We start from the raw sequence: 22,402 nt of genomic DNA, 5'->3' as shown, positions 1-22,402 counted from the left end.
ATATGCGGCGACTGTATATAAATCATATTCCGATTGGAACACCGTGGGTATTGGTTCGTCGCGTGCTTATTACTCACATGGGAACTGAACCGACTCTCGGCGATGGCGCTCCGAGCGAGCAGTGGTACGAGTACCAGGGCGCGCCGACTGGACAGGACCTCGAGTGTGAAGGGTGGCGACAGGAGGCGGCGCTGCGGATGCTCAACAACAACCTCGATCCAGACGTTGCAGAAAAGCCAGAGGATCTGGTCGTCTATGGTGGCACAGGCCGAGCGGCGCGGTCGTGGGACGCCTACGATGCCATCTTGGCCGAGTTGCGCTCGCTCGCAGACGATGAAACGTTACTGGTCCAGTCGGGCAAGCCAGTCGGGCGATTTCCAACGCACGAGCGCGCGCCTCGAGTGTTGATCGCGAACTCAAATCTCGTTGGCAACTGGGACAACTGGGATCACTTTCACGAACTCGAGGCTGAAGGCAAGATCATGTACGGCCAGATGACCGCGGGTTCGTGGGCGTACATCGGCACACAGGGGATTATACAGGGGACGTTCGAGACGCTTGCCGAACTCGCTCGCCAGCACTACGATGGCGACCTGACCGGCAAGACAGTCGTTACGGCTGGCCTCGGCGGCATGGGCGGTGCACAGCCGCTGGCGGTAACGATGAACGAGGGCGTCTGTATCGCGGCTGAAGTCGACGAAGACCGGATCGACCGGCGTCTCGAGACTGGCTACTGTATGGAAAAAGCCGACGACATCGAGGAGGCAATCGAGCGCGCAGAAGAAGCCTGCGACGCCGGCGAACCCTACAGTGTCGGTGTCCACGTCAACGCAGCGGAACTGCTCGAGACCATGCTCGAGCAAGGGTATGTCCCGGATGTGATTACAGACCAGACGAGCGCACACGATGCACTCGAGGGCTACTATCCCGACGGCTACACGGTCGAGGACGCCGACGCACTGCGCGAGGATGACCCGGATGCGTATCTCGAGGAAAGTCTCGATACGATGGAACGCCACGTCGATGCAATTCTCGAGTTACAAGAGCGTGGATCTATTGCCTTCGAGTACGGGAACAACATCCGCGGGCAGGTCCAGGATCATCGTGGGATGGAGAACGCGTTTGACTTCCCCGGGTTCGTTCCTGCGTACATCCGCCCGCAGTTCTGTCGCGGCAAGGGGCCGTTCCGCTGGGCTGCACTTTCGGGTGACCCCGACGATATCCACCGAACTGACGAGGCCATCCTCGAGTTGTTCCCAGAAAAGGACCACCTTCGGCGCTGGATCGACCTCGCACAGGAGCAAGTTCAGTTCCAGGGACTGCCGAGTCGGGTCTGCTGGCTTGGCTACGCGACCGACGGCGAGGAACACACCGAGCGTGCTCGCTTTGCGCTCCGGATCAACGAACTCGTTGCCGACGGCGAGATTTCCGCCCCAATTGTTGTCACTCGAGATCACCTCGATGCGGGAAGCGTCGCCAGCCCGAATCGAGAGACAGAAGCGATGAAAGACGGCACTGATGCCGTTGCCGATTGGCCGATTCTGAACGCGTTAGTCAACTGTGCTGGCGGTGCTGATATCGTCAGCGTCCACGACGGCGGCGGTGTCGGGATCGGCAACTCGCTGCATACGAACAACCACGTTGTCCTCGACGGTTCTGACCTCGCCGCTGAGAAAGCAAAAGCTGTGTTCACGACCGATCCTGGCATGGGCGTTATTCGCCACGCTGACGCCGGCTACGAGGAGGCACTGGATGAGGCACGCCAATCGAACGTCCGGATTCCGATGGGTGAGGACTAGTGCACGGGACGTTCACCCACCCTGACTGGGACGGCTGGGAGGGGACCTCGAGCGATCCGAACGACCGCCAGTTCGGTGATATCACCGCCGCGCTCGAGCCAACGGAGACAACGGACGTCCCAATCGTCCTCGTCGGTGAACCCTACGACGGCGCGGTGATCGGCCGTAAAGGAACTCGCGAGGGCCCACTCGAGATCCGTCGCTCGCTTGCGTCGACGAAGGCTGCCCATCTTTCGGCGGGTGCCCCGTCACTCGAGGGAGAGTCGAACGCTCCCGACGAATCGATGGCTGTCATCGGCGATCTTGGGGACCTCGAGTTGCCAGGCTCGGGCGTTGCTGATGTCCAAGCGTCCGTCCGAACGGCCGCTGCAGCTATTTACGAACTGGATGCGGTTCCGATTTTCCTCGGCGGGGATAATTCGCTGACCTACGGAAACGTCGTGCCGCTGCTTGAGAACGAGGACGGTGGCGACGTCGGCGTCATCAACTTCGACGCCCATCTGGACTGTCGTGAGGTTCATCACGAACCCACAAGCGGAACACCCTACCGGCAGTTACACGAGGCCGGACTCGAGGCGTACGTCGCCGTCGGGGCGCGTCATTTCGAGACCTCGAGTCGCTACGTCGAGTATGTCCGCGAACAGGGCGGGACGATCGTACCGGCGGACGCGTTCGCCGACGGGCCACGTGCCGTTGTCGAGACGGTCCAGAATGCACTCGCGACCGTCGATACGCTCTATCTGAGCGTCGATTGTGACGTACTGGATGCGAGCGCTGCCCCGGGCGTAAGCGCGCCGACACCGGGCGGGCTTACGACTCGAGAACTGTTCGCCGCAGTGGGTGCACTCGTTGCTGACGAGCGTCTAGCAGGGGTTGAGATCGTCGAGTGTGCGCCGCCACTCGACACGAACGGCCGAACCGTCGACGCCGCCGCACGGACGGTCGCTCACGCAATTCGCGGCGTTCTGGAGGCCAATTCATGAGCTACACCATCGTCTACGACGCGACTGAACTGATCACTGGACCGGCGACTAGCACGGATACGGGCACAGACGCAGATGCAACTGACAGCGCCGCGAACGCTGCTTCCGACCCACCCGATGATCCCGTTATCGAGGTTCACTCTGACGCTGCAGTCGTCCTCGAGGATGGTATTGTCCTCGAGACGGGTTCGAGTGAGGCCCTTACGCGTGAGTACCCGGTCCAAAACGCTGCCGAGGCGATCGATGCGAGCGGTCAGTGTGTGCTGCCGGGATTCGTTGATCCGCACACGCACGCCGTGTTTGCGGGTGACCGGTCCGACGAGTTCGAAGCGAAACTCCGTGGACGGAACTATCAGGAAATCCTCGCCGACGGCGGCGGCATTCTCCGAACTGTCCGTGCCGTCCGTGAAGCAAGCGAAGACGATCTTACCGAGCGCCTGCTCGAGCGCCTTGACTCGATGCTCGCAGCCGGGACGACCACCCTCGAGATCAAATCCGGCTACGGACTCGATACGGAGACCGAACTCAAATTACTGTCTGCGATCGATCGCGCTGACAAGCGCCACCCGATCGATATCGTGGCGACGTTCATGGGCGCTCACGCCGTTCCGGATGGCATGGACGCCGACGAGTATACCGAGTCGGTGATCGAGGAGCAACTCCCTGCCGTTGAGAAACAGGGCATCGCGACCTTCTGTGACGTCTTCTGTGAGGAAGATGTCTTCTCCGTGTCCCAGTCCCGAGCGATTCTCGAGGCTGGTGTGAAACACGGACTTACGCCGAAACTCCACATCGACGAGTTCGAAAATCTGGGCGGGGCAGAACTGGCGGCCTCTCTCGAGGCCGCAAGCGCGGACCACCTGCTCCAGTCGACCCCTGACGATATCGACGATCTTCTCGAGGCGGGCGTGACGCCGGTCTTGCTTCCGGGAACGGCGTTCGGCCTTGGTGATGAGTACCCCAGCCTCGAGCCGTATCGCGAGCGAAATTCCATTCCAGCGATCGGCAGTGATTTCAATCCGAACTGCTATGCCAAGCGAATGGGATTCGCGGCGACGCTGGCTTGCGTCGGCATGGGCATGACACCCGGCGAAGCCGTTCGCGGGATCACCGATCGGGCGGCTGCCGCCCTCAACCGAACTGATGGCGTGGGCACGCTCGAGGCCGGTGCGCCAGGTGACCTCGTCGTCCTCGAGGCACCATCGTACCGACATCTGCCGTACAGGTATGACGAGAACGTCGTCGGCTCAGTCCTCAAAGACGGCGACCTTGTCGTTGAGGTCTGAGCTGAATCCATCGGGAGAACCGATAGCGTGCTCGTTCGTCTCTGTCGATGGGTGAGAACTGCTTTTCCTCTCTCGAATCTGATGTATATGCCCTTCTTCAGCTCATAGTATTGCCACATATGTGAACAATTCCTGGGACAGTTTTGGCCACCTCCTAGCAGTCGCCCCTGTCGTACTACTTAGGCAAACGCGCTCGCGACGAGCAGTGGGAACACGAGCGTTGCTTCGGCTTCGATCTGTGTATAATTCGTCTGGCCGTCTTTGATCTTGCCCCAGGAGACAGCCTCGTTTGGCGGTGCTCCCGAAAGCGAGCCATCTCCTTCCATGCCCGTCGAGATGTAGATCACGTAGTCTGCGCCGCCACGGAACAGATTCGTCATAATCGCATGGTGTTTCGGCACCCCCCCGCCAACAGCGATCAGCCCCGTGGTATCTGCGAGCAACCCGTCTTCAATGAGCGAGTCATAGTCGTCTAGAATTTCGATTCCGACTTCCGAATCGTAGCCCTGCCGGTAGTAATAGAGGAAGTTTCCAACCTCTGCATCCGTCAACGCCGGACAGTAGATCGGCACATCGTTATCCGCGGCCTGTTTCAGGACCGAATCCTCATCCTCGAGTGTTGCCCCCAATTCTCGAGCGAATGCTGTCGGCGTCCGAACCTTCTCCTCCGCAAAGAAGTCCTCGAAGAAGTCATAGAGGTACTCCTCGAGCCACACATATCGATCGGATGGGACAAAGATATTCCCAAGTCGGTTGATTCCACGATCACGAAGGGCCGCTTCGTCAGCGTCCCATTCGCCCATTTTGAATGGTTTTGCCGTCTTGATTACGTCCTCTGTTAGTGACCCGGAGGTCGTGATAAGGACGTCAACGTATCCCTCACGAACCAGATAGGCGACGACTTCACGAAGTCCCGAAGAGATGATATTCGAGGTGACCGTCAGATAGATCGTTGCCTCTTCGTCTTGCATCTGCTCGGCGATATCGACGGCTTCGGCGAGTTGGGTAGCCTGAAAACCAGTCGTCTCGTAGGACGACATCAGGTCCTGGAAGCTGAATTCGCCGCGGAAATCATAGCCGCGGACATCTGCTGTCTGTACCTCGTCTTCACTTCCCGGCACAACGTGGTCGCGTGAATCGTCGTTTTCCATACCCGCCTCTATTGCGAGGACTGATTTGAATGCCTCGTCTCGAGACGATACTCTCTTGTCGCTTGTTTAGCCGATCGTTGTCCGGGTGAACAGCAAGAGGACAACCCCCGCTGCAATTACCAGTGCAAGCCAAGCGAAGAATATAATCGCAGCCTGACGGCCTGTAAGCTGGTCACCACTAAGGACGGTATCGAGCGCCATGTGCTGCTCTATCCAGTCAGGAGCGATAAATCGTTTGGTCTGCGTGCGTTGTCTCGTCACGCGTCGTCTTCCGTGAGTTTCCGGAAATTCTCGAGGAGGTCAGAGGCGGACTCACTCATCTCGAAGGTGATCGAACCGCGAAATTCGGTGGCGCGTTCGTCGGCACTCGAGTCGATGTCTCCGATTGTTTGTTCGCGTCGCTCGTACTCATGCTGGTCATACTCTCCCATGGCCATCTGTAAAAACAGATGCGGGTCCGGTCATAATTAGCATATCGGTCACTGGAACGAGCCGCCAGCTCAGCGATCGATCACGGATACTCTTAATGGTCCACTATGATCGGACACAATTGTCCTCCAATCGATCTTACTACCAGTGTACATTACAATCGTATGTATGTAATCAATATCCGAATCTATTGACCTGATATCTCTCAACTGGTCTGTCTCCCCTACACTGATGCCTTCTTGATGGTGGAATAACGGCATTAGCCACTCTGTTGTAATAAAAGTCTGATATTGCCGAACAAATAGATTCTGAGTCAAGGATACACTGCCCGACACGGTTCGCGGTTCTCGGTCAGTCCCTGGCGTGAAGGTAGTCTTCAGGTTAGAAATATTGATATTCAGGATCGAGGTTGACATTTGTTTTATTCAGCCTGGTTGATTTATTTCCGGTAATCGTCCAGATAAGTCTCCGAAATTTCTGCCTCGAGGGTATCGACGTGCTCTGTAAGAATGTTTGGCAATTCATTTCGGAACCGGTCATCTGTAAACCGGTATGTTGGGCCGATGATGGCAATCGCACCGATGACGCTTCCATCCGGTGCCATGACTCGTCGACCAACCTCCCTGAGGCCGTCAACGTACTCTTCGTCGGCGAATGCGATCCCGCGGTCGCGAACCGCCTCGAGATCTGCCAACAGTTCCTCCCGGTCTGTGATGGTCTGGGCAGTCTGCTTGGGAAGTCCGCTTTCGTCTAGAATCGCGTTAACACGCTCCTCGGGGAGGTCCGCGAGAATTGCTTTGCCAGTTGCCACGCTGTGAAGATAGTAATAGATCCCGGCAGCGCTGGGCGACGTTGAGAGGTGTCGTTCTTTGGATGGAATGTGAGTATCTGGGTGAAACGATTCGTGGACGAGAATGCCACGGTTATTGTTTTCAACGACAAACTCGACTTCCTCGTCGATTTCATCAGCCAGTTGCGTCACTGTTTGTTTTGCCAGCGTGTAGGCCTTTTTCCTCGAGCGGGCGTACTCGCCGTGATTGAGAAATCGCAATCCGATATGATACACTGCTCCCTCTTTTGTCAGGTACCCCTCATCGAGAAGTGTCCGTAAGTGGAGATGGACTGTACTTCTCGAGCGATCGAGTTCGTCAGTCAACTCCTCGAGTGTCGCACCGCCCAGGGTTTGAATGGCCTCGATGATAGCCAGTGATTGTTCAGTGGTTTTCGCCGTTTGGGAGGTCACAGTCACTCATAACGGATTCCTCTATATAAAAATTCGGTACTACTGTACATTTAAATACGTCATGACTACCCGTGTTCCACTCCAAGCGCTGGCATGGTACACTAACTGGGGTTTCTGGCCTTATGCGATCTTTTTGACGTAGTGGGTGTACAGGCCGTTCGGTTCGGTATGCTCGAGGAGTGTTTCCGTTGTCTCGTATTCCGAACTCATGGTGTATATCTGTCCTGTATTGGTACTAATCCACAATATCGACCTCGCTCTATAAAAGGATCTCTATGATTGTGTAACGGTTCTGTTTCTGTGGTGTTTGAGAGTGTTGACACTCTCTATGCGGGTGTACAGGGATGTATTTCCCACAGATTGGCTGTTTTGATAGGTGCTCCTATATTGTTCAATTTGGGGAATACTACACAAAGAATTAAGTAGTTACGGATGGTACTGAGGAGGTACAACATGGACGACATGGACTTCCCAACGCCGGACGTCGACATCGAATCGGTGATGCCAGCTACATTGAAAAGCCGTATCGACTCGGGAACGTCTGTTACGCTTCTTGACGCGCGAATGAAGTCGAACTACGATGAGTGGAAGATTGATGGTGAAAACATTGAGTCAATCAATGTGCCGTATTTTCATTTCCTCGATGAGGATATCGATGACGACGTTCTCGCACAGGTTCCCGATGACCGTGAAGTGACGGTACTCTGTGCGAAAGGTGGTGCCAGCGAGTTCGTCGCCGGTTCGCTCAAAGAGCGTGGCTACGATGTGAATCACCTCGAGGAGGGAATGAACGGCTGGGCACGTATCTACGAGCGTGTCGAGGTCGAACGCTACAACGGCGGCGGAACGCTGTATCAGTATCAGCGCCCGTCGTCTGGCTGTCTCGGCTACCTCGTCGTCGATGGCGGCGAAGCGGCTGTCATCGATCCACTTCGTGCGTTTACGGATCGGTATCTCGAGGACACCGCAGAACTGAGTTCCGCGAACCCTGTCTCGCAAACTCGACAGGACGCCGACGAACTCGGTGCAGCACTGGAATACGCAATTGACACGCACATCCACGCAGATCACATTTCGGGCGTTCGAAATCTGGCCGAAGCGGGTGTTGAAGGTGTTGTTCCAGCGGCCGCAGTCGACCGGGGAGTCACCTACGCTGACGATGTAACGGTGGCCGACGATGGCGACGAGTTCCAGGTGGGTAACGTGACGATCGAGACTATTTATACGCCTGGCCACACCTCCGGGATGACTTCGTACCTGATCGACGGCGAAGCGCTCCTCACTGGTGACGGGCTGTTCATTGAAAGTGTTGCCCGCCCCGACCTCGAAGAGGGTGATGCGGGCGCTGAAAACGCTGCGAAACAGCTCTATGAATCACTGCAAGAGCGCGTGCTCTCACTACCCGAAGATACCCTCATCGGCGGGGCACACGTCAGCGACTCGGCGGTTCCCGCCGACGACGGCACCTACACAGCTACGATCGGCGACCTCGAGGCAAACATGGCTGCGCTCACGATGGATGAAGCCGAGTTCGTCGAACTGATCCTCTCGGACATGCCGCCTCGTCCGGCCAACTATGAGGAGATCATCGCGACGAACCTTGGCCAGCAGGAGACCGATGACGAGGAAGCGTTCGAACTCGAGCTCGGGCCGAACAACTGCGCTGCCAGCCAGGAATCGTTGGCTGGTGACTAACGCTACACAGTACCTGAATAGCCACTGTTCATTGGCGCGTATCTTCAGGGCTACTGGCGCAGCCAGCGTACTGCCTCGGAAGCGTCCCCGGCAAGCGCTGACTAGTGTCCGTTACTGCTCATTTTGTATCCGACTCGGTATCGATCCGACTATAGTAACAACTGAAACTATTTACACACTGATCACACAGCCGTCGTGCGATCAGGTGTGCATTGACTTTCAGTGGCTACTATAAGTACCGATCACTGCTGGCTGCTGTGGCGCTCGATCAGGCCCTCGAGTTGTCCTTTCGTTTGTGCCCCAACTGTTCGTTCGACAGGCTCGCCATCGGCATAGAGTACAAGGGTCGGCACGCCCTGTGCACCCAGTTGCTGGGCAAGTACTTGATGCTGGTCGACGTCGACCTTCGCGACGGCGGCATCGCTTTCTTCGGCGAGCGCCTCGATTGTTGGCTCGAGCATCTGGCAGGGACCACACCAATCGGCATAACAGTCGACGAGGACGACGGTATGCGCGTTGATGACCTCCTCAAAATGGGACTGTCCCTTTATTGAAATTGGCTCGGACGGCGTTGTAGTGGCGGGTTCGTCTGCTCCCAACTCACCACCGTTCTCGAGGCGTTGCTGGAGTTCTCGTTTTTTCTGTTCACGAATCTGCGCTCGTTCATCCTCGAGTGAGTCGCTCATACGCAACTGTACGGACTCGTTGCCCATAAATTGTGTGGTGTGGACAAGACTGTACCGTCCGAAGTGATTGACAGCCTCGTTTTGGCAGTTCCAACGCGTATCAACCTACGTTAACGCTTATTCATACTGGCTCCGAACAGGCCGTATGGAGACACACTCGAGTCCCACGTCAGCTGGCGTTGACGAGTCACAGGGGCTGGCTGCACGCCTGAACATCAGGCGTCAGGGGCTTTTCGTTGCTCTCACGTTTTTGGGGATGATCGGCGGGCTCGTTGGGAGTTGGACCGGTGCGCCACTGTGGGTTGTTTGGAGCTGTTACGCCGGTGCGTACGTCTTTGGCGGTTGGTACGGTCTCAAAGCAAGCATTGCGGCACTGCGAGAGCCTGCAGTAGAGATCGACCTGTTGATGATCGTCGCCGCACTCGGTGCGCTCTATATCGGTGCGCCGTTTGAAGGCGCGATGTTGTTGTTTCTGTTTTCCCTGTCTGGCGTTCTCGAGGAGTACGCCATCGGTCGTTCACGAACCGCGATCAAGTCACTGGTCGAGATGCGACCAGAGTCGGCCCGCATCCTTCGTGATGGGACGGAAATAACGACACCGATCGACGACGTCAACATCGGAGACGTGTTCGTTGTTCGACCAGGTGATCGACTGCCTCTCGATGGCGTCGTCGAAACCGGTGAGAGTACGGTCGATCAGTCTTCGCTCACTGGTGAATCGATTCCCGTGGCCAAATCGCCCGGTGACGAGGTGTTCAGCGGGACGATCAACGAGACGGGCAGTCTCGAGGTACGGGTCACGCGAGAGGCGACGGAGTCGGCGATCTCCCGGCTGATCCAGATGGTTGAGCGAGCCCAAGAGAAGCGAGCACCGACACAGCAACTCATCGACCGATTCGAGCAACCCTACGTGCTCGGCGTCTTTGCAATGACGGTGGTTGCGATTGCTCTCCCGCTCACGCTATTGAATCACGCGTTCGAGCCGACGTTCTACCGTGCGATGACGCTCATGGTCGCCGCATCCCCGTGTGCAGTCATCATTTCGACGCCAGCAGCCGTTCTATCGGCGATCTCTGCTGGTGGCCGACAGGGTGTTTTGTTCAAAGGTGGTGAGCACATCGAAACTGCTGGAAACGTCGACGCAATCGCATTCGATAAGACAGGGACACTGACCGAAGGGAACACTCGTCTCACCGATGTGACCGCACGTGAGGCCGCCTTTCCTGCCACTGATGGAGGCTCTGTTGAACCCAATTTGCTCGAGGAGTGGGTTGACGGCGGAATGTCGACCGATGATCAACTGTTGGCGCTTGCAGCAGCTGTCCAGTCACGATCGGAACACCATCTTGCTGACGCAACCGTTGAGGTAGCTGCGGAGCGCAATCTCGAGATTCCCGACTCGAGTGAGTTTGACGCAGTCGTCGGGAAAGGGGTCCATGCAACCGTCGACGGACAGACGATTCATATCGGAAATCCACGGTACATCGAGACCGTTCTGGGCGGATGCTCGATAGACGGCCGAGAGGTTGGACTCGAGGCCGTCCGTGATCTCGAATCTCACGGAAAGACGAGCGTTCTTGTCGTACGCGAACCCGCTGATGACCACTGTACCGTCCTCGGTTGGCTCGCTTTCACCGATACGATCCGGCCTGATGCGGCCGAGATGATCGACCAGCTCCGCGAGCGCGGCGTCGAACAGATCGTCATGCTCACTGGGGACAACGAGCGAGTCGCTCAGTACATTGCTGACGAACTCGGGATTGACGAGGTCTACGCAGCGTTACTCCCCGAAGAGAAAGTCGAACACGTCGAAGCGTTACAGGAACGCCACGAGGCCGTTGCGATGGTCGGTGATGGGGTCAACGATGCGCCTGCGCTTGCGACGGCAGATATCAGCATTGGTATGGGTGGGGCTGGGACCGATGTCGCTCTCGAGACGGCCGATATCGTCCTTATGTCGGACAAACTCGATCGCCTCCCCTACGCGTTTGCACTCAGCAACGAAACGAAACGCACACTGTACATCAATTTCGCTATCGCGTTCGGTGCAATTGCGGTTATGGTAATCGCAATTCTCACCGCCGGTATTCCACTCCCAATTGCAGTGATTGGACATGAGGGATCGACCGTCCTCGTCAGTCTAATTGGGTTGCGGCTACTCGCTTTCGATGGCTAATACAGAGGGGTGTAGCGTTTTCCGGATCTCGTTTGGCCAGTCGGATCACGATACCGAACGACAACAGTTGCGGAGCAACTTCTCTCCTCGATCAGACAAACATGCATTCTTGTGCATGGAGCCCAAATGCATGCACATGGGATTCCATACGTTTCCAATCGAACGTGCCGACAAACTCGAGGACCCATCGCGATACCGCTTTTGCTCACGCGAGGAACTACTCGAGATGCTTGGACTCGATTCCGACGCTGTCGTTGCAGACTTGGGTTCAGGAACTGGATTCTACTCGCGCGATGTGGCTCCGTTTGTCGATACCCTGTATGCAGTCGACGTCCAGGAAGCGATGCACGAGTATCACCGCGAAGCGGGTCTGCTCGAGAACGTTGAACTGGTGACAGCCGGTGTTGACTCACTGCCATTCGATGACGACGAACTAGACGGTGCGTTCTCGACGATGACCCATCACGAGTACGCCACGGATGAGACGATGGTGGAACTCGCCCGGGTGATCCGCCCGGATGGCCGTCTTGTGACTGTTGACTGGTCTGGCGATGGAACAGGAGACGACGGACCTGATATTGATGAGCGATTTAATGTCAGCGACGTTGTCGCACACCTCGAGGATGCAGATTTTACTGTCGAGCGAATTCATAACCGTCCGGAGACGCTAGCAGTCGTTGCTCGTCGATAACGTGTTACCGAGCTGTCTGCCGGTTGACCGGCCCATTCACCCACCCCGTGAATCGCCTCGGGGTTTTCGCCTTGGCCGTCGATAAAACTCGCACACAACTGTTATACTGATCCTCCTCCAATAATCATAACTAATGTCTCTGTGGTCTATTTCGATCAGCGGGAAACACCTTGTTTACGCGCTCGGGGTGTTCTATGTTCTCGTTGCGATCGTGACCGCATTTGTTCCCACCTCACACGACGAGTCGCTCAGTTCTGTCCTCGTAACGTTCGCCTTTATCACCGGTTCCGGTCTCGTCCTGATAGTCGGTGGGTATCGTCTTCCACAAACCGATATTGCGTCGCAGTTCCATCATGATATCTTCAGTCGTACACTCGCTGGAATCGCCGTGATGCTCGCTATTCTCGCGCTCTATCACGTTCAGCCTGGGATTGGCCTCTCCGAACCGCAGCGATCGTTGCCGATTCTCACCGGATTCGCTGGGGTTGCCGGCTTCGCCGTTGGTACTTTCGACGCGCGTGCGAAGACCCGAGAACTCGAACTCGAGCACCAAAATAGACAACTCGAACAGGTACAGGCACGCCTCGAGGACTCAAACGAGCGACTCGAACAGTTTGCCTACGCTGCGAGCCATGACCTCCAGGAACCGCTTCGGATGATCTCGAACTATCTGCAACTGATCGACAAGCGCTATGGTGACGAGCTGGACGAGGACGCGACGGAGTTCCTCGAGTACGCGGTCGACGGTTCCGAACGAATGACAGAAATGATCGATGGTCTGCTCCAGTATTCGCGGGTGGATACACAGGGAGAACCGTTCGAACCCGTCTCGCTCGAGGCGGTGCTCGACGATGTCTGCAAGGACCTCGAATTCTGTATTGAGGAATCTCACGCTGAACTCGAGTGGTCCGAACTGCCACGTGTTGACGGCGATGCGAGACAGCTTCGGCAACTGTTTCAAAACCTCCTCACGAACGCGATCGAGTACAGTAACATGGAGGACGCGTCGCCACGGATTGAGATCGATGCGAAGCGAGGTGAGTCGCCACGGCCTTCACAACAGCCCGACGACACTGTCAACATCGGCAGCGACGATTGGGTCATCGCTGTTAGCGACAACGGGATCGGTATTGATCCAGCGGATCAGGAGCGAATCTTCGAGGTGTTTCAGCGACTTCATACACAGGAGGAACACGCCGGGACCGGTATTGGCCTGGCACTGTGCAAACGAGTCGTCGAGCGCCATGGTGGCCGGATCTGGGTTGACTCCGAACCCGGCGAGGGAACGACGATTTTGATCACGCTTCCCGCAGCCGGAACAGGTGATTCCGATCGGGCACCGCGACCGAACGCAGAACCGACTGGTCACGAAGACGCGTGAGTTTGACGGTGCGTTCCATCGTAACGTTCTGACGACCGACACGGATTCGCCGCTCCCGTACTCGACTCTCGAGAGCAATGGCTCGCGAGAATTTGATCGACCGAAAACGCCTGAAAGACCGTCTAGACGAACTGGACGGCGTCCGGCAGTGGGAGCAGGGGCACGATGAACATTCCGGCAATCGTCACCAGTCCCATGAAGACTGGCACGAGCACGATTGCGTAGTTCGTCCCCGCGAGGACGCGACCTAGGTCGCTGCTCATACTGGACAGTGACGGCGTTGTGCTCTTACGGAGGATCACTATCTCGAGGGCGAACAAGATGACTGTCGCCGCGGCGGACACCATGCAGAACGGGCAGATCTCACCGATGACGCCCAGTTGCAAGTAGACGAAGTACGTCGAGAACACGACGCCGCTTGCCGTAATTGGCGTCAGGATCTTGATGAGCAGCGGGTGTCGGGTGTCGAACCACCAGAGTGCGAGCCCGATCGTTGTCAGGTAGTAGAAGCCACCGAGGGTTGCCAGTGGAATGCCGAAGACGTAGGCCCATGGACTCGTGATCACTTCGATGCTCCCTTGCACCGGTGCGTCAGCTGGAATTGCGGGGATAGCGAACAAGTGTATCGCTGTCAGCATCACTGTCACGAGCCAGCCAATAACTGCAACAAGCGCGAAGGCTCCGAATAACGTTGCTACGCGCGGCGAGTACTCCCAGTCGTAATCGAACGCCATGGACCTCTGGATTTCTGTTGACATACAATACTGCGTTGGCTGCCCCAGTACAAAAGTGTTGTGCACTCTTCCCAATTCTATGAAGGGGGCATCCAACGGGATCTCTTGAGAGCAATACTATCCTGTCTACTGGTCTCGAACTGGTCAAATAGCGGATTTGGACGATGCTATGGATATATTTGAGACTTTTCTATCGCATGTAATTGTGGAAAGAGGGCAAAACCAGGGCCAGTATGGCTGTCCAACGGTTACGCAGGCGGAACGAGCATCACGTTGCCGGTTGCTCGAGCGACGAGATCTTCTGAAACGCTCCCGAGCAGGAGTCGGCGAAGTCGACTATGCCCGCGCGAACCAACGAGGATCGTCGTGGGATCAACAGCGTCTTCGACAGCGAGGATTTCGTCGGCTGGATCACCCTGTCGACGTTCGACTCGCGTCTCGATATCCCACTCCTCGAGTTGGGTTGCTAACTCCTCGAGTCGTGCGGTGGGATCGGCATCTGATGGATCCGGATCTTTTGGTGTCTCGACGTGGACGAGGGTTGCTTCTTGGGTTGCGTGTCGGAGATAAGAAAATGTCTCGAACGCATGGTCTGCGTTTGTGGAGAAGTCCGTCGCGTACAGCATGCGCTGAAAGAGGTGCTGTCTGACGACAGCTGGATTCTCAGCTTCTCTCTCGATTCGATTGACGAGTAACGGCGTCTCGGTCGTCCGCGCGAGGTTGCGCGCCGTCGACCCAATGACCCGGTTCTCGAGTGGACTCTTCCCGCGCGAGCCGACAAGCGTGAGACTTGCCCCGATCGTTTCGGCGATTCCCCGAATGCGGCGATGTGGCGTGCCGCGGACGACGTGCGTTTCAACGTCGAAGCCGGCGTCTTCGATGACTCGTTCGTATTTTCTGATTGCGTTCCGTCGCCGCTTCTCAAAGTCAATCCCGGGCATTCCGCGATGGACGTTCGACGGAATCACGGTCACAAGATGCATCTCGTTGACCCCGATTCGGCCCAGACACTCGAGACAGGTCTCGTTCTCGATAGTTGCCTCGCTGGCAGCAGAGAGGTCAGTAGCGAGTACCGCTTTCATACCGGCTCTAAGCACTGACGATATAATATTGTTTGGGTTAGTCAATACAGATGTAGGCCTCACCCACTCGAGCGTGTGTGCTGTACTGTAATCACCGGTGATACATTGAGGAACACGTTGGTTTTGATCTGGGATGTCGCGCTATAGAATCTCGAGTCGTCTCACGTAGGCCCTATATTTCAATAACGTATGGAGATATTTCCGTTGGATAGCCGTTACATAGGTTGCAGTAATATTGCTCTGTGATCCCAAAAGCGTTATACACTCGCTCCGGGTAGTGATAGGTGAGTAGCAATCCATGATCTGCACACAACCGACAGAACTCGGAGGTCGAGACGCATGATCGAGTCCGCTGCCTTGCCTGGGCCAGTACAGGCCACACTCCTCGTTGGTGCCGTCTTCGTTCAGGCGGTTCTCCTCTATGCCGGCTACGGCATCCTCGAGCGAATCGCACAGCCACTGCTCAAAACCGTCATGGACGCCTAATCGATGGAATTACTGGGACTCAGCTTGACCCTGCTGGTGCTGTTCGTCAGCTTCGGCTTTATGGTCGGTGTCCTCTTCGGATTCTTCGGTATGGGTGGATCGTTCCTGATCACACCAACGCTGCTGTTGCTTGATTATCCCGCGTCGGTCGCAATCGGTAGTGGGTTGGCGTTTTACTTTGGCACGTCCGTGATCGCCGTGTTGAAACACTACGACGTCGGGCAGGTTGATTACAAACTCGGTGCGATTCTGTTCGTCGTCCTCTCGGTCGGGATTGAACTTGGGAGTCGACTCGTGTTCGGTCTCGAGGCGCTTGGAATCGCCAACCTTGTCACGGGAATTGCGTACGTCGTCCTGCTTGCAGGTATCGGTGCGCTGTTCTTGCGACGAGCCTACAACATCGATGACGATGTTGACGAGGACGACGTCGATGACGAAGAGATCCCTCCAATCGCCACAAAAATACAGTCGTACACCGTCCCTCCAATGATTTCGCTGTCTTCGGGCGGTCGTGCATCCGTGTGGACGATTACGGGGGCCGGTGGGAGCGTCGGTCTCGTATCGGGCCTGATCGGCGTTGGCGGCGGATTCATCCGTATGCCCGCGATCTACTATCTCATCGGGACGCCGTTGACGGCCGCAGTTGGCACGAGCCTGTTTGCCGGGTTGTTCTCAGGAGCCTTCGGTACCTTCACCTACGGCATGTCCGGTAGTGTCGACCTGACAGTCGTTTCCCTGCTGCTGGTCGGCAGCGCACTCGGTGCCAGAATCGGCTCGGCAGCGACCACAATCGTCGACGAGGACGACGTGATCATCTACTTCGGACTAATGATGGTGCTCGCGAGCGTCGGTATTGCCCTCAGCGAACTCGCGAACTGGCTAGGGACGGGCGCGCTCGATCTGGTCAGCGTCCTCCTGCTCGTTGGGTCGTCGTTCTTTGTGGCCTTGATGATTCTCTATCAGGTGTTCACGTCGCTCAACGAGGACGATACACGGACGCAGCCAACTTCCAACAGTGGTGACTGATGTCTCCGGTGATGAACAGCATGGATTTCGCGATTGATAACGCCACAAACGGGCGTAGTCACTCGTGATGCTCGTCGCGACGGTCGCGCTCGTGCTCGCCCTCGGCGTCGCCTCTCGAGTTCTTGCAGACCGACTCCAGATTCCGAGTGTCCTCTTTCTGATCGTCGCCGGAATCGCAATCGGTCCCGAAGTGCTCGGACTCGTCTCTCGAGAGACGTTCGGTGGCGGCCTCTCGGCGATGGTCGGCGTGAGTGTCGCGATCATCCTCTTCGAGGGCAGCTATCACCTCCGTCTCGAGAAACTGCGTGAGAGTCCAACGGCGCTCATCCGTCTCGTCACCGTCGGCGCGGCGATTACGTGGCTCGGGACCGCTGCTGCAGTTGTCGTGTTCCTCGAGACCAGTCTCGAGGTTGGCCTGTTGGTCGGCGCGCTGTTGATCGCCACCGGGCCGACGGTAATCGGCCCCATCCTGCAGGTCGTTACTGTCCGGGATCACGTCGCGGCCGTACTCGAGGGCGAGGGGATACTCAATGACGTGACAGCGGCAATTTTGGTTGTCGTCGTTTTCGAGGTTCTCATCGCCGGGAACGGAACGCCGGCCGCACTCGTCGGTGATTTCATCACACGGCTGTTTGTCGGGCTCGCAGTCGGTGCGACTATCGCTGGCCTCGTCTGGCTGGTCCTCGATTACGGTGGTTCCAGGCCCTGTGCAGCGCCGTTGCACGCTCGGTTGATTGTTCTTGCGGGGATTGTCGTTGCCTATGCCGGGGCCGAAACGATCGCCAGCGAGACGGGAATCGCTGCGGCTGCGATGGCCGGCTTCGTGCTCGGGAACGTCGACCTTCCCTACCACGAGGACGTAATCGATTTCCTCGACGATCTTTCGGTCGTCGTCCTCTCGTTCGTCTTTGTCGCGCTGGCGGCGTTGATCGACTTTGCGGATATCCGCGCGCTCGGACTGGCTGGCATTGCCATCGTCATCGCAGTCACGTTGGTGCTTCGGCCGGCCGTCATCTACCTCTCGACGACGAACGAGCGGTTCACCCGCAATGAGCGACTGTTCCTCAGCGCTGTTGGCCCACGGGGAATTATCCCCGCCAGCGTCGCCACACTGTTTGCCGTCGAGTTGCAAACACTCGGTCGGCCACAAGAGGCGCAGTTGCTCGCCGGCACCGTCTTTCTCATCATCTTCGCGACGGTCGTCCTTCAGGCCGGCCTCGCACGACAACTCGCACACTACCTCAACATTTCACCAATGCGTACGATACTCATCGGCGGGGGCCGAGTCGGCCTCTCGCTTGCAGAACGGCTCGAACAGGATGGCGAAAACGTACTGCTCGTCGATCACGACTCCACCGCAGTCAAAACAGCCCGAAAACGTGGTCTTACCGCCCTCGAGGGCGATGGAACTGACGCTTCCGTCCTCGAGACGGCGGCTGCCGACAACGCGAAAGCGGTCATCGCGACGACGCCTGATGACGACGTTAACCTGTTGGTTTGCCAACTTGCGAAGACGACCTTCGACGTCGATACTGTTGCCTCGAGAGTCAACCAACCGGACAACGTCGATGCGTTCGAATCACTCGGTGTTCGTGCGATTGACCTCTCGATGGCGACCGCATGGTCACTCGAGAACGTCCTCGAGCGGCCGTCGCTGTCGGCGTGGATGAACGAACTCGGACGGACTGGTGACGTCCAGGAGATCGAAGTAACGGCAACGGACCTCGTCGGAAAGACAATCGCCGAACTCAATGCTGAAATCCCAGATGGTGTTATCGTCGGTTTGCTCACTCACCGAGACGGTGCGACCGAAGTCCCGACGGGCGATCACGAACTGCGCGATGGCGATCGGGTGACGTTCCTCGGCCAAACGGATGCAGTTGACCGTGCCAGCAAGCGGTTCCATCCACACGATTGAGCGCGCCGGTCTGATCTTGATGGCTGCAGTTTGTCGCGTTGGATCTCCCGAACTTGGTTGCCCAATTTGGACACAACTGCGTTTCGCACCCACTCCTTGGATTTTGAAATGCATTTAGGAGAGTGTTATTGCCATCAACCTCTCCAGGCGCATACTCCTCTTTCAAGCGTTTTGTGCCCCCTTTCTGGAACCCCTCTCTCGAGTCGCGTACTCCTCACGTATTTCTGGCCAGTCTGGCCGTCTATTGTGACGCACTATTGTCCACTCTATTGTGCAATACACGCAAAACCTTTAAACACTCTCAGCTCGTAGAAAGGAGTGATGACAACTGATGTCAACAGTGGATCAACGCCACAATCTCCGGTAGAACCGCTCCACATTGACGGAAAAGATCACCTCGACGAAGTCGTCGCGAGCCACGATGTCGTCCTCGTAGATTTCTTTGCGGAGTGGTGTGGACCGTGCAAGATGCTCGAGCCGGTCCTCGATGACCTCGCGAGAAAGACGGAAGGGACCATCGCCAAAGTCGATGTCGACCAGCATCCACAACTGGCCAGTGCGTACGGCGTTCGCGGCGTCCCAACGCTGATCCTGTACGTCGACGGTGAACAGGTCGAACAACACACCGGTGCGTTGCCGGCTGACCGACTGCAGACGCTCATCGAAACCCACAGCGAATGAGTACGGACACGACACCGGACGTTCGAGATGTCGTCATTGTCGGCTCCGGCGTTGCCGGTCTCTCGGCTGCCGTCTACACCGCTCGTGCAGATCTCAAGCCACTCGTCCTCGAGGGGCCCGAGCCCGGCGGCCAGCTCACGCTGACGACCGACGTCGAGAACTATCTCGGCTTCCCAGAGGGGGTCGGCGGGATGGAACTCATCCAGAATGGCAAGGAGCAAGCGTCGCGTTTCGGAGCCGAGTTCGCCCACGGAACTGTCGAGACTGCCAGCCTCGAGGAGCACCCGTTCGAACTCGAGTTGGCAACCGGTGAGACGCTGCGAACGCGTGCCCTGATCGTCGCGACCGGTGCAAGCGCGCGCTGGGTTGGCGCTGACGGCGAAGATGATCTGATGGGCTATGGCCTGTCGACGTGTGCCACCTGTGACGGTGCGTTCCACCGTGGTGACGATGTCCTCGTCATCGGCGGTGGCGACTCGGCGATGGAGGAAGCGCTCTTCCTCGCGAAGTTCGCCGACAGCGTGACGGTTGTCCACCGCCGCGACGAACTCCGTGCGTCGGACATCATGGCTCAACGGGCCCGCGACCACGATGCGATCGAGTTCCGCTGGAACACTGAACTACTCGAGATACAGGGCTCTCAGGAACACGGCGTTACCGGTGCAACGCTGGTCCACCACCCCGATGGCCATCCAACGGACAAACTCGAGTCAGGTCTCGCAGTCGAGCGCGAAACCGTCGACGTTGGCGGCATCTTCTATGGTGTCGGCCACGTCCCGAACACGGAGTTCCTTGCGGAGACGCCCGTCGAACTCGAGGAGGACGGCTACCTTCGAACCGAACCTGGGATGACGACCGAGACTGCCGTCGAGGGTGTCTTTGGTGCAGGTGATGTGATGGACCCAGACTATCGCCAGGCGATTACGGCCGCTGGAACTGGGAGCATGGCCGCACTCGACGCTGAAGCGTGGCTCGATACTCGGGGCACCACCCGAGATTTACAGCCAGTTGTCGAAGTCAAACTCGACGACTAGGCGTCTCTTGGCGAAGTATTGGGACCTCCTCGCCACCTAGCAATAGCTACATAGTGATAAAATTCTATAATAGCTGAAACAGATATAATTCCCACAATAGATGTAATGGGTACCTATTTCAGCCAGCGAAGGGTTCTTGATTGTGTTTTACTTCATAGTCGCTGACAGAGCTAGTAGATTTGTGTGTCCGCATTCAATGGACGGTGCACCCGAGGCTGACTAGTCACCCCCCACAGTTAGGCCTGCTGACTCGAATGGTCTGATGCCGGATCACCACATCGTCAGAGGCACACACCAGATCCGGCAACCGTTCACCCAGATAGGTGCCATCCGGCTGGGCCAGTGCTCCCGCGTTGGGCTCCACTCACTGGCCCGTCGGTCACTGGCACCTGCTGGCGATCCGGCCGCTCGTGATCGCAAGTCAATAGGGGGACTCGAGTGGCCGGAGTCACCGTGGACCGAACGCCAGAGCAGCGCTGAATTTTGATGGCTCCAATACAATTACACGCCGCTGAACGCCGAAAATCCACCATCAACTGGAATGACGGTTCCAGTGACGAACGCGGAGCCGGGGGCGAGCAACCAGCAAACAGTTGTTGAGAGGTCTTCCGGGTCACCAAAGCGGTTCTGTGGTGTGTGGTCGATAATCGACTGTCCGCGGTCGGTGTACTCGCCAGTGTCCTCATTGATCAACAGATAGCGGTTCTGTTCGGTGAGGAAAAAGCCAGGGGCGATTGCGTTGACGCGGATGTCTGGTGAATACTCCTGGGCCATATGAACTGCCAGCCATTCAGTGAAATTCGACACTGCCGCCTTCGCACCGGAGTAGCCCGGTATCTTGGTCAGCGGCGTGACAGCGGTCATCGAGGAGATATTCAGGATACACCCCTCACCCTGCTCGACCATGTACTCGCCGAACGCCTGTGAGGCGAGCACCGTCCCAACGAAATTGACGTTCATTACCTGCTCGAGGCCGTCTTTCGGAAGGTCGAAGAAGGACGTTTCCTCGCCCGTCGTCGCATCCGGGTGATTGCCCCCGGCACCGTTGATTAGTACATCAATACGACCGTACTCGTCGACGACCGTCTCAGCTGCTGCCTCTAGTTCTGCACGGTCGAGTACTGACGCTGGGATCGTCATATGCTCAATATCCTGCTCCTCGAGGCTATCGCTTGCTGCCTCGAGTTTTTCCTCACCGCGAGCGAGGAGTACGACTGTTGCCCCGCGCTCACCAATCGCAGTCGCCATTTCTGAGCCGAGTACACCCGATCCACCTGTTATGATACAAACCTTACCGCTAATATCGAACTCACCGGTGTCGCTCATTGTGGACGGAGGTTACGACCACCAATACGTATGTGTTGGCATGTTTCTTTACAGCGGGAAAATTAAACCAGATCTCTTAGGTATCTCCAAAAACACCAGAAAAATTTCATTTAAAAGTACTTACTTTCTAACGAACTTTCGACGCTCTCGTCGATCCCGCGTAATGTCTTTGAGGTCGCTCGTCAGTGCTCCAAAGTGGTCGATCAAATCTTGTGTCGTCATGATTCCGACGACCTCAAGGCTATCAACTGCGACGATTTTCTTGATGCCCTCGTCTTGCATTCGCTTAATCGCCAACCTGACGGGACGATCTGGATCGATGGTCTGCAACGGATGACTCGCGACGCGACGGGTTGGAATCTGCTCCAGGGGCTTGCCACTCCGGTAGGCTGCATGCACAATGTCCGTTTCCGTGACAATTCCGTAGGGAGCGCCGTCGTTGGTGATAATGACGCTTCCAACACCATGTTGGAGCTGTTGGTTTGCGACGGCCTCAAGTGATGTCGTATGTGCTGCAGTTACGACATCGCGCGACATAATCTCGGAGACTCGAGCGCACATACACCCATCTTCAACCGGACCCAGATAACCGTTC

General features: G+C 57.0%; 21 protein-coding genes. 12 read left to right on the top strand and 9 right to left on the bottom strand.

What is annotated here, in order from left to right:
* Positions 1-77: 77 nt before the first annotated feature.
* From hutU to hutI, 3 genes are read left to right on the top strand one after another with little or no spacing between them, the layout of a single operon-like run.
* Positions 78-1,799 (top strand): urocanate hydratase, encoded by a 1,722-nt coding sequence (gene hutU, locus G6M89_RS17180; protein WP_165163104.1) that lies wholly within the window; start codon positions 78-80, stop codon positions 1,797-1,799.
* Positions 1,799-2,782 carry a formimidoylglutamase gene (gene hutG, locus G6M89_RS17175; RefSeq protein WP_165163103.1) on the top strand — a complete coding sequence of 328 codons (984 nt, stop codon included), beginning with the start codon at positions 1,799-1,801 and terminating at the stop codon, positions 2,780-2,782. The genes hutU and hutG overlap by 1 nt, the downstream gene beginning before the upstream one ends.
* The gene (gene hutI / locus G6M89_RS17170) at positions 2,779-4,068 is read left to right on the top strand and encodes an imidazolonepropionase (RefSeq protein ID WP_165163102.1); all 1,290 of its coding nucleotides are present in this window, start codon (positions 2,779-2,781) and stop codon (positions 4,066-4,068) included. The genes hutG and hutI overlap by 4 nt, the downstream gene beginning before the upstream one ends.
* A 179-nt stretch (positions 4,069-4,247) precedes the next feature.
* On the opposite strand, the gene G6M89_RS17165 is transcribed toward hutI, so the two are convergent.
* The 4 genes from G6M89_RS17165 to G6M89_RS17155 all read right to left on the bottom strand — a co-directional run bounded on the left by G6M89_RS17165 (position 4,248) and on the right by G6M89_RS17155 (position 6,891).
* The gene (locus G6M89_RS17165; RefSeq protein ID WP_165163101.1) at positions 4,248-5,219 is read right to left on the bottom strand and encodes a deoxyhypusine synthase; all 972 of its coding nucleotides are present in this window, start codon (positions 5,217-5,219) and stop codon (positions 4,248-4,250) included.
* Between the two features lie 66 nt (positions 5,220-5,285).
* Positions 5,286-5,420 (bottom strand): hypothetical protein, encoded by a 135-nt coding sequence (locus G6M89_RS22615; protein WP_255488388.1) that lies wholly within the window; start codon positions 5,418-5,420, stop codon positions 5,286-5,288.
* A 56-nt stretch (positions 5,421-5,476) separates the two neighbouring features.
* Entirely contained in the window at positions 5,477-5,656 is a 180-nt protein-coding gene (locus G6M89_RS17160) for a DUF5786 family protein (protein ID WP_165162741.1), read from the bottom strand.
* 431 nt (positions 5,657-6,087) lie between these two features.
* A complete protein-coding gene (locus G6M89_RS17155; protein ID WP_165163100.1) occupies positions 6,088-6,891 on the bottom strand; it encodes an IclR family transcriptional regulator in 804 nt (267 codons plus the stop codon).
* A gap of 453 nt (positions 6,892-7,344) precedes the next feature.
* Here G6M89_RS17155 and G6M89_RS17150 point away from each other — a divergent pair, with 453 nt between their 5' ends.
* The gene (locus G6M89_RS17150) at positions 7,345-8,586 is read left to right on the top strand and encodes an MBL fold metallo-hydrolase (protein ID WP_165163099.1); all 1,242 of its coding nucleotides are present in this window, start codon (positions 7,345-7,347) and stop codon (positions 8,584-8,586) included.
* A gap of 242 nt (positions 8,587-8,828) precedes the next feature.
* Here G6M89_RS17150 and G6M89_RS17145 read toward each other — a convergent pair whose 3' ends face one another.
* Complete coding sequence (locus tag G6M89_RS17145) at positions 8,829-9,272, bottom strand: co-chaperone YbbN (RefSeq protein WP_165163098.1); 444 nt, start codon at positions 9,270-9,272, stop codon at positions 8,829-8,831.
* A 145-nt stretch (positions 9,273-9,417) separates the two neighbouring features.
* Here G6M89_RS17145 and G6M89_RS17140 point away from each other — a divergent pair, with 145 nt between their 5' ends.
* The 3 genes from G6M89_RS17140 to G6M89_RS17130 all read left to right on the top strand — a co-directional run bounded on the left by G6M89_RS17140 (position 9,418) and on the right by G6M89_RS17130 (position 13,520).
* Positions 9,418-11,448: a heavy metal translocating P-type ATPase gene (locus G6M89_RS17140; RefSeq protein WP_165163097.1), complete on the top strand. Its 2,031-nt coding sequence runs from the start codon at positions 9,418-9,420 to the stop codon at positions 11,446-11,448.
* Positions 11,449-11,584: 136 nt separating this feature from the next.
* Entirely contained in the window at positions 11,585-12,139 is a 555-nt protein-coding gene (locus tag G6M89_RS17135) for a class I SAM-dependent methyltransferase (RefSeq protein ID WP_165163096.1), read from the top strand.
* 133 nt (positions 12,140-12,272) lie between these two features.
* Entirely contained in the window at positions 12,273-13,520 is a 1,248-nt protein-coding gene (locus G6M89_RS17130; protein ID WP_165163095.1) for an ATP-binding protein, read from the top strand.
* A 122-nt stretch (positions 13,521-13,642) separates the two neighbouring features.
* Here G6M89_RS17130 and G6M89_RS17125 read toward each other — a convergent pair whose 3' ends face one another.
* Positions 13,643-14,278 carry a vitamin K epoxide reductase family protein gene (locus G6M89_RS17125; RefSeq protein WP_165163094.1) on the bottom strand — a complete coding sequence of 212 codons (636 nt, stop codon included), beginning with the start codon at positions 14,276-14,278 and terminating at the stop codon, positions 13,643-13,645.
* A gap of 224 nt (positions 14,279-14,502) precedes the next feature.
* On the bottom strand, positions 14,503-15,336 hold the full coding sequence (locus G6M89_RS17120) for a universal stress protein (RefSeq protein WP_165163093.1): 834 nt from the start codon (positions 15,334-15,336) through the stop codon (positions 14,503-14,505).
* A 339-nt stretch (positions 15,337-15,675) separates the two neighbouring features.
* On the opposite strand from G6M89_RS17120, the gene G6M89_RS17115 reads away from it, so the two are divergent.
* From G6M89_RS17115 to G6M89_RS17095, 5 genes are all read left to right on the top strand, one after another.
* Positions 15,676-15,822: a hypothetical protein gene (locus tag G6M89_RS17115; protein WP_165163092.1), complete on the top strand. Its 147-nt coding sequence runs from the start codon at positions 15,676-15,678 to the stop codon at positions 15,820-15,822.
* A gap of 3 nt (positions 15,823-15,825) precedes the next feature.
* On the top strand, positions 15,826-16,848 hold the full coding sequence (locus G6M89_RS17110) for a sulfite exporter TauE/SafE family protein (RefSeq protein ID WP_165163091.1): 1,023 nt from the start codon (positions 15,826-15,828) through the stop codon (positions 16,846-16,848).
* Positions 16,849-16,915: 67 nt separating this feature from the next.
* Positions 16,916-18,766, top strand: coding sequence for a cation:proton antiporter (locus tag G6M89_RS17105; protein WP_165163090.1), 1,851 nt, complete (start codon positions 16,916-16,918; stop codon positions 18,764-18,766).
* 321 nt (positions 18,767-19,087) lie between these two features.
* Positions 19,088-19,447 carry a thioredoxin gene (trxA, locus tag G6M89_RS17100; protein ID WP_165163089.1) on the top strand — a complete coding sequence of 120 codons (360 nt, stop codon included), beginning with the start codon at positions 19,088-19,090 and terminating at the stop codon, positions 19,445-19,447.
* Positions 19,444-20,481, top strand: coding sequence for an NAD(P)/FAD-dependent oxidoreductase (locus G6M89_RS17095; protein WP_165163088.1), 1,038 nt, complete (start codon positions 19,444-19,446; stop codon positions 20,479-20,481). The genes trxA and G6M89_RS17095 overlap by 4 nt, the downstream gene beginning before the upstream one ends.
* 501 nt (positions 20,482-20,982) lie before the next feature.
* On the opposite strand, the gene G6M89_RS17090 is transcribed toward G6M89_RS17095, so the two are convergent.
* Both G6M89_RS17090 and G6M89_RS17085 read right to left on the bottom strand, forming a co-directional pair.
* Positions 20,983-21,807: an SDR family oxidoreductase gene (locus G6M89_RS17090; RefSeq protein ID WP_165163087.1), complete on the bottom strand. Its 825-nt coding sequence runs from the start codon at positions 21,805-21,807 to the stop codon at positions 20,983-20,985.
* Between the two features lie 120 nt (positions 21,808-21,927).
* Entirely contained in the window at positions 21,928-22,368 is a 441-nt protein-coding gene (locus G6M89_RS17085; protein ID WP_165163086.1) for a CBS domain-containing protein, read from the bottom strand.
* Positions 22,369-22,402 lie beyond the last annotated feature (34 nt).

This window comes from Natronolimnobius sp. AArcel1 (assembly GCF_011043775.1).
Classification (GTDB): domain Archaea; phylum Halobacteriota; class Halobacteria; order Halobacteriales; family Natrialbaceae; genus Natronolimnobius.
The sequence above is the reverse complement of the archived record's forward strand: the minus strand, read 5'-3'. Positions and strand labels throughout refer to the sequence as shown.

What these genes read in the sequence shown, in the direction of transcription:
- hutU (WP_165163104.1), top strand. Translation starts at nt 78, where the DNA reads ATGGGAACTGAACCGACTCTCGGCGATGGCGCTCCGAGCGAGCAGTGG.
- hutI (WP_165163102.1), top strand. Translation starts at nt 2,779, where the DNA reads ATGAGCTACACCATCGTCTACGACGCGACTGAACTGATCACTGGACCG.
- G6M89_RS17165 (WP_165163101.1), bottom strand. Translation starts at nt 5,219, where the DNA reads ATGGAAAACGACGATTCACGCGACCACGTTGTGCCGGGAAGTGAAGAC.
- G6M89_RS22615 (WP_255488388.1), bottom strand. Translation starts at nt 5,420, where the DNA reads ATGGCGCTCGATACCGTCCTTAGTGGTGACCAGCTTACAGGCCGTCAG.
- G6M89_RS17160 (WP_165162741.1), bottom strand. Translation starts at nt 5,656, where the DNA reads ATGGCCATGGGAGAGTATGACCAGCATGAGTACGAGCGACGCGAACAA.
- G6M89_RS17150 (WP_165163099.1), top strand. Translation starts at nt 7,345, where the DNA reads ATGGACGACATGGACTTCCCAACGCCGGACGTCGACATCGAATCGGTG.
- G6M89_RS17145 (WP_165163098.1), bottom strand. Translation starts at nt 9,272, where the DNA reads ATGAGCGACTCACTCGAGGATGAACGAGCGCAGATTCGTGAACAGAAA.
- G6M89_RS17140 (WP_165163097.1), top strand. Translation starts at nt 9,418, where the DNA reads ATGGAGACACACTCGAGTCCCACGTCAGCTGGCGTTGACGAGTCACAG.
- G6M89_RS17135 (WP_165163096.1), top strand. Translation starts at nt 11,585, where the DNA reads ATGGGATTCCATACGTTTCCAATCGAACGTGCCGACAAACTCGAGGAC.
- G6M89_RS17130 (WP_165163095.1), top strand. Translation starts at nt 12,273, where the DNA reads ATGTCTCTGTGGTCTATTTCGATCAGCGGGAAACACCTTGTTTACGCG.
- G6M89_RS17125 (WP_165163094.1), bottom strand. Translation starts at nt 14,278, where the DNA reads ATGTCAACAGAAATCCAGAGGTCCATGGCGTTCGATTACGACTGGGAG.
- G6M89_RS17120 (WP_165163093.1), bottom strand. Translation starts at nt 15,336, where the DNA reads ATGAAAGCGGTACTCGCTACTGACCTCTCTGCTGCCAGCGAGGCAACT.
- G6M89_RS17115 (WP_165163092.1), top strand. Translation starts at nt 15,676, where the DNA reads ATGATCGAGTCCGCTGCCTTGCCTGGGCCAGTACAGGCCACACTCCTC.
- G6M89_RS17110 (WP_165163091.1), top strand. Translation starts at nt 15,826, where the DNA reads ATGGAATTACTGGGACTCAGCTTGACCCTGCTGGTGCTGTTCGTCAGC.
- G6M89_RS17105 (WP_165163090.1), top strand. Translation starts at nt 16,916, where the DNA reads ATGCTCGTCGCGACGGTCGCGCTCGTGCTCGCCCTCGGCGTCGCCTCT.
- trxA (WP_165163089.1), top strand. Translation starts at nt 19,088, where the DNA reads ATGACAACTGATGTCAACAGTGGATCAACGCCACAATCTCCGGTAGAA.
- G6M89_RS17095 (WP_165163088.1), top strand. Translation starts at nt 19,444, where the DNA reads ATGAGTACGGACACGACACCGGACGTTCGAGATGTCGTCATTGTCGGC.
- G6M89_RS17090 (WP_165163087.1), bottom strand. Translation starts at nt 21,807, where the DNA reads ATGAGCGACACCGGTGAGTTCGATATTAGCGGTAAGGTTTGTATCATA.
- G6M89_RS17085 (WP_165163086.1), bottom strand. Translation starts at nt 22,368, where the DNA reads ATGTGCGCTCGAGTCTCCGAGATTATGTCGCGCGATGTCGTAACTGCA.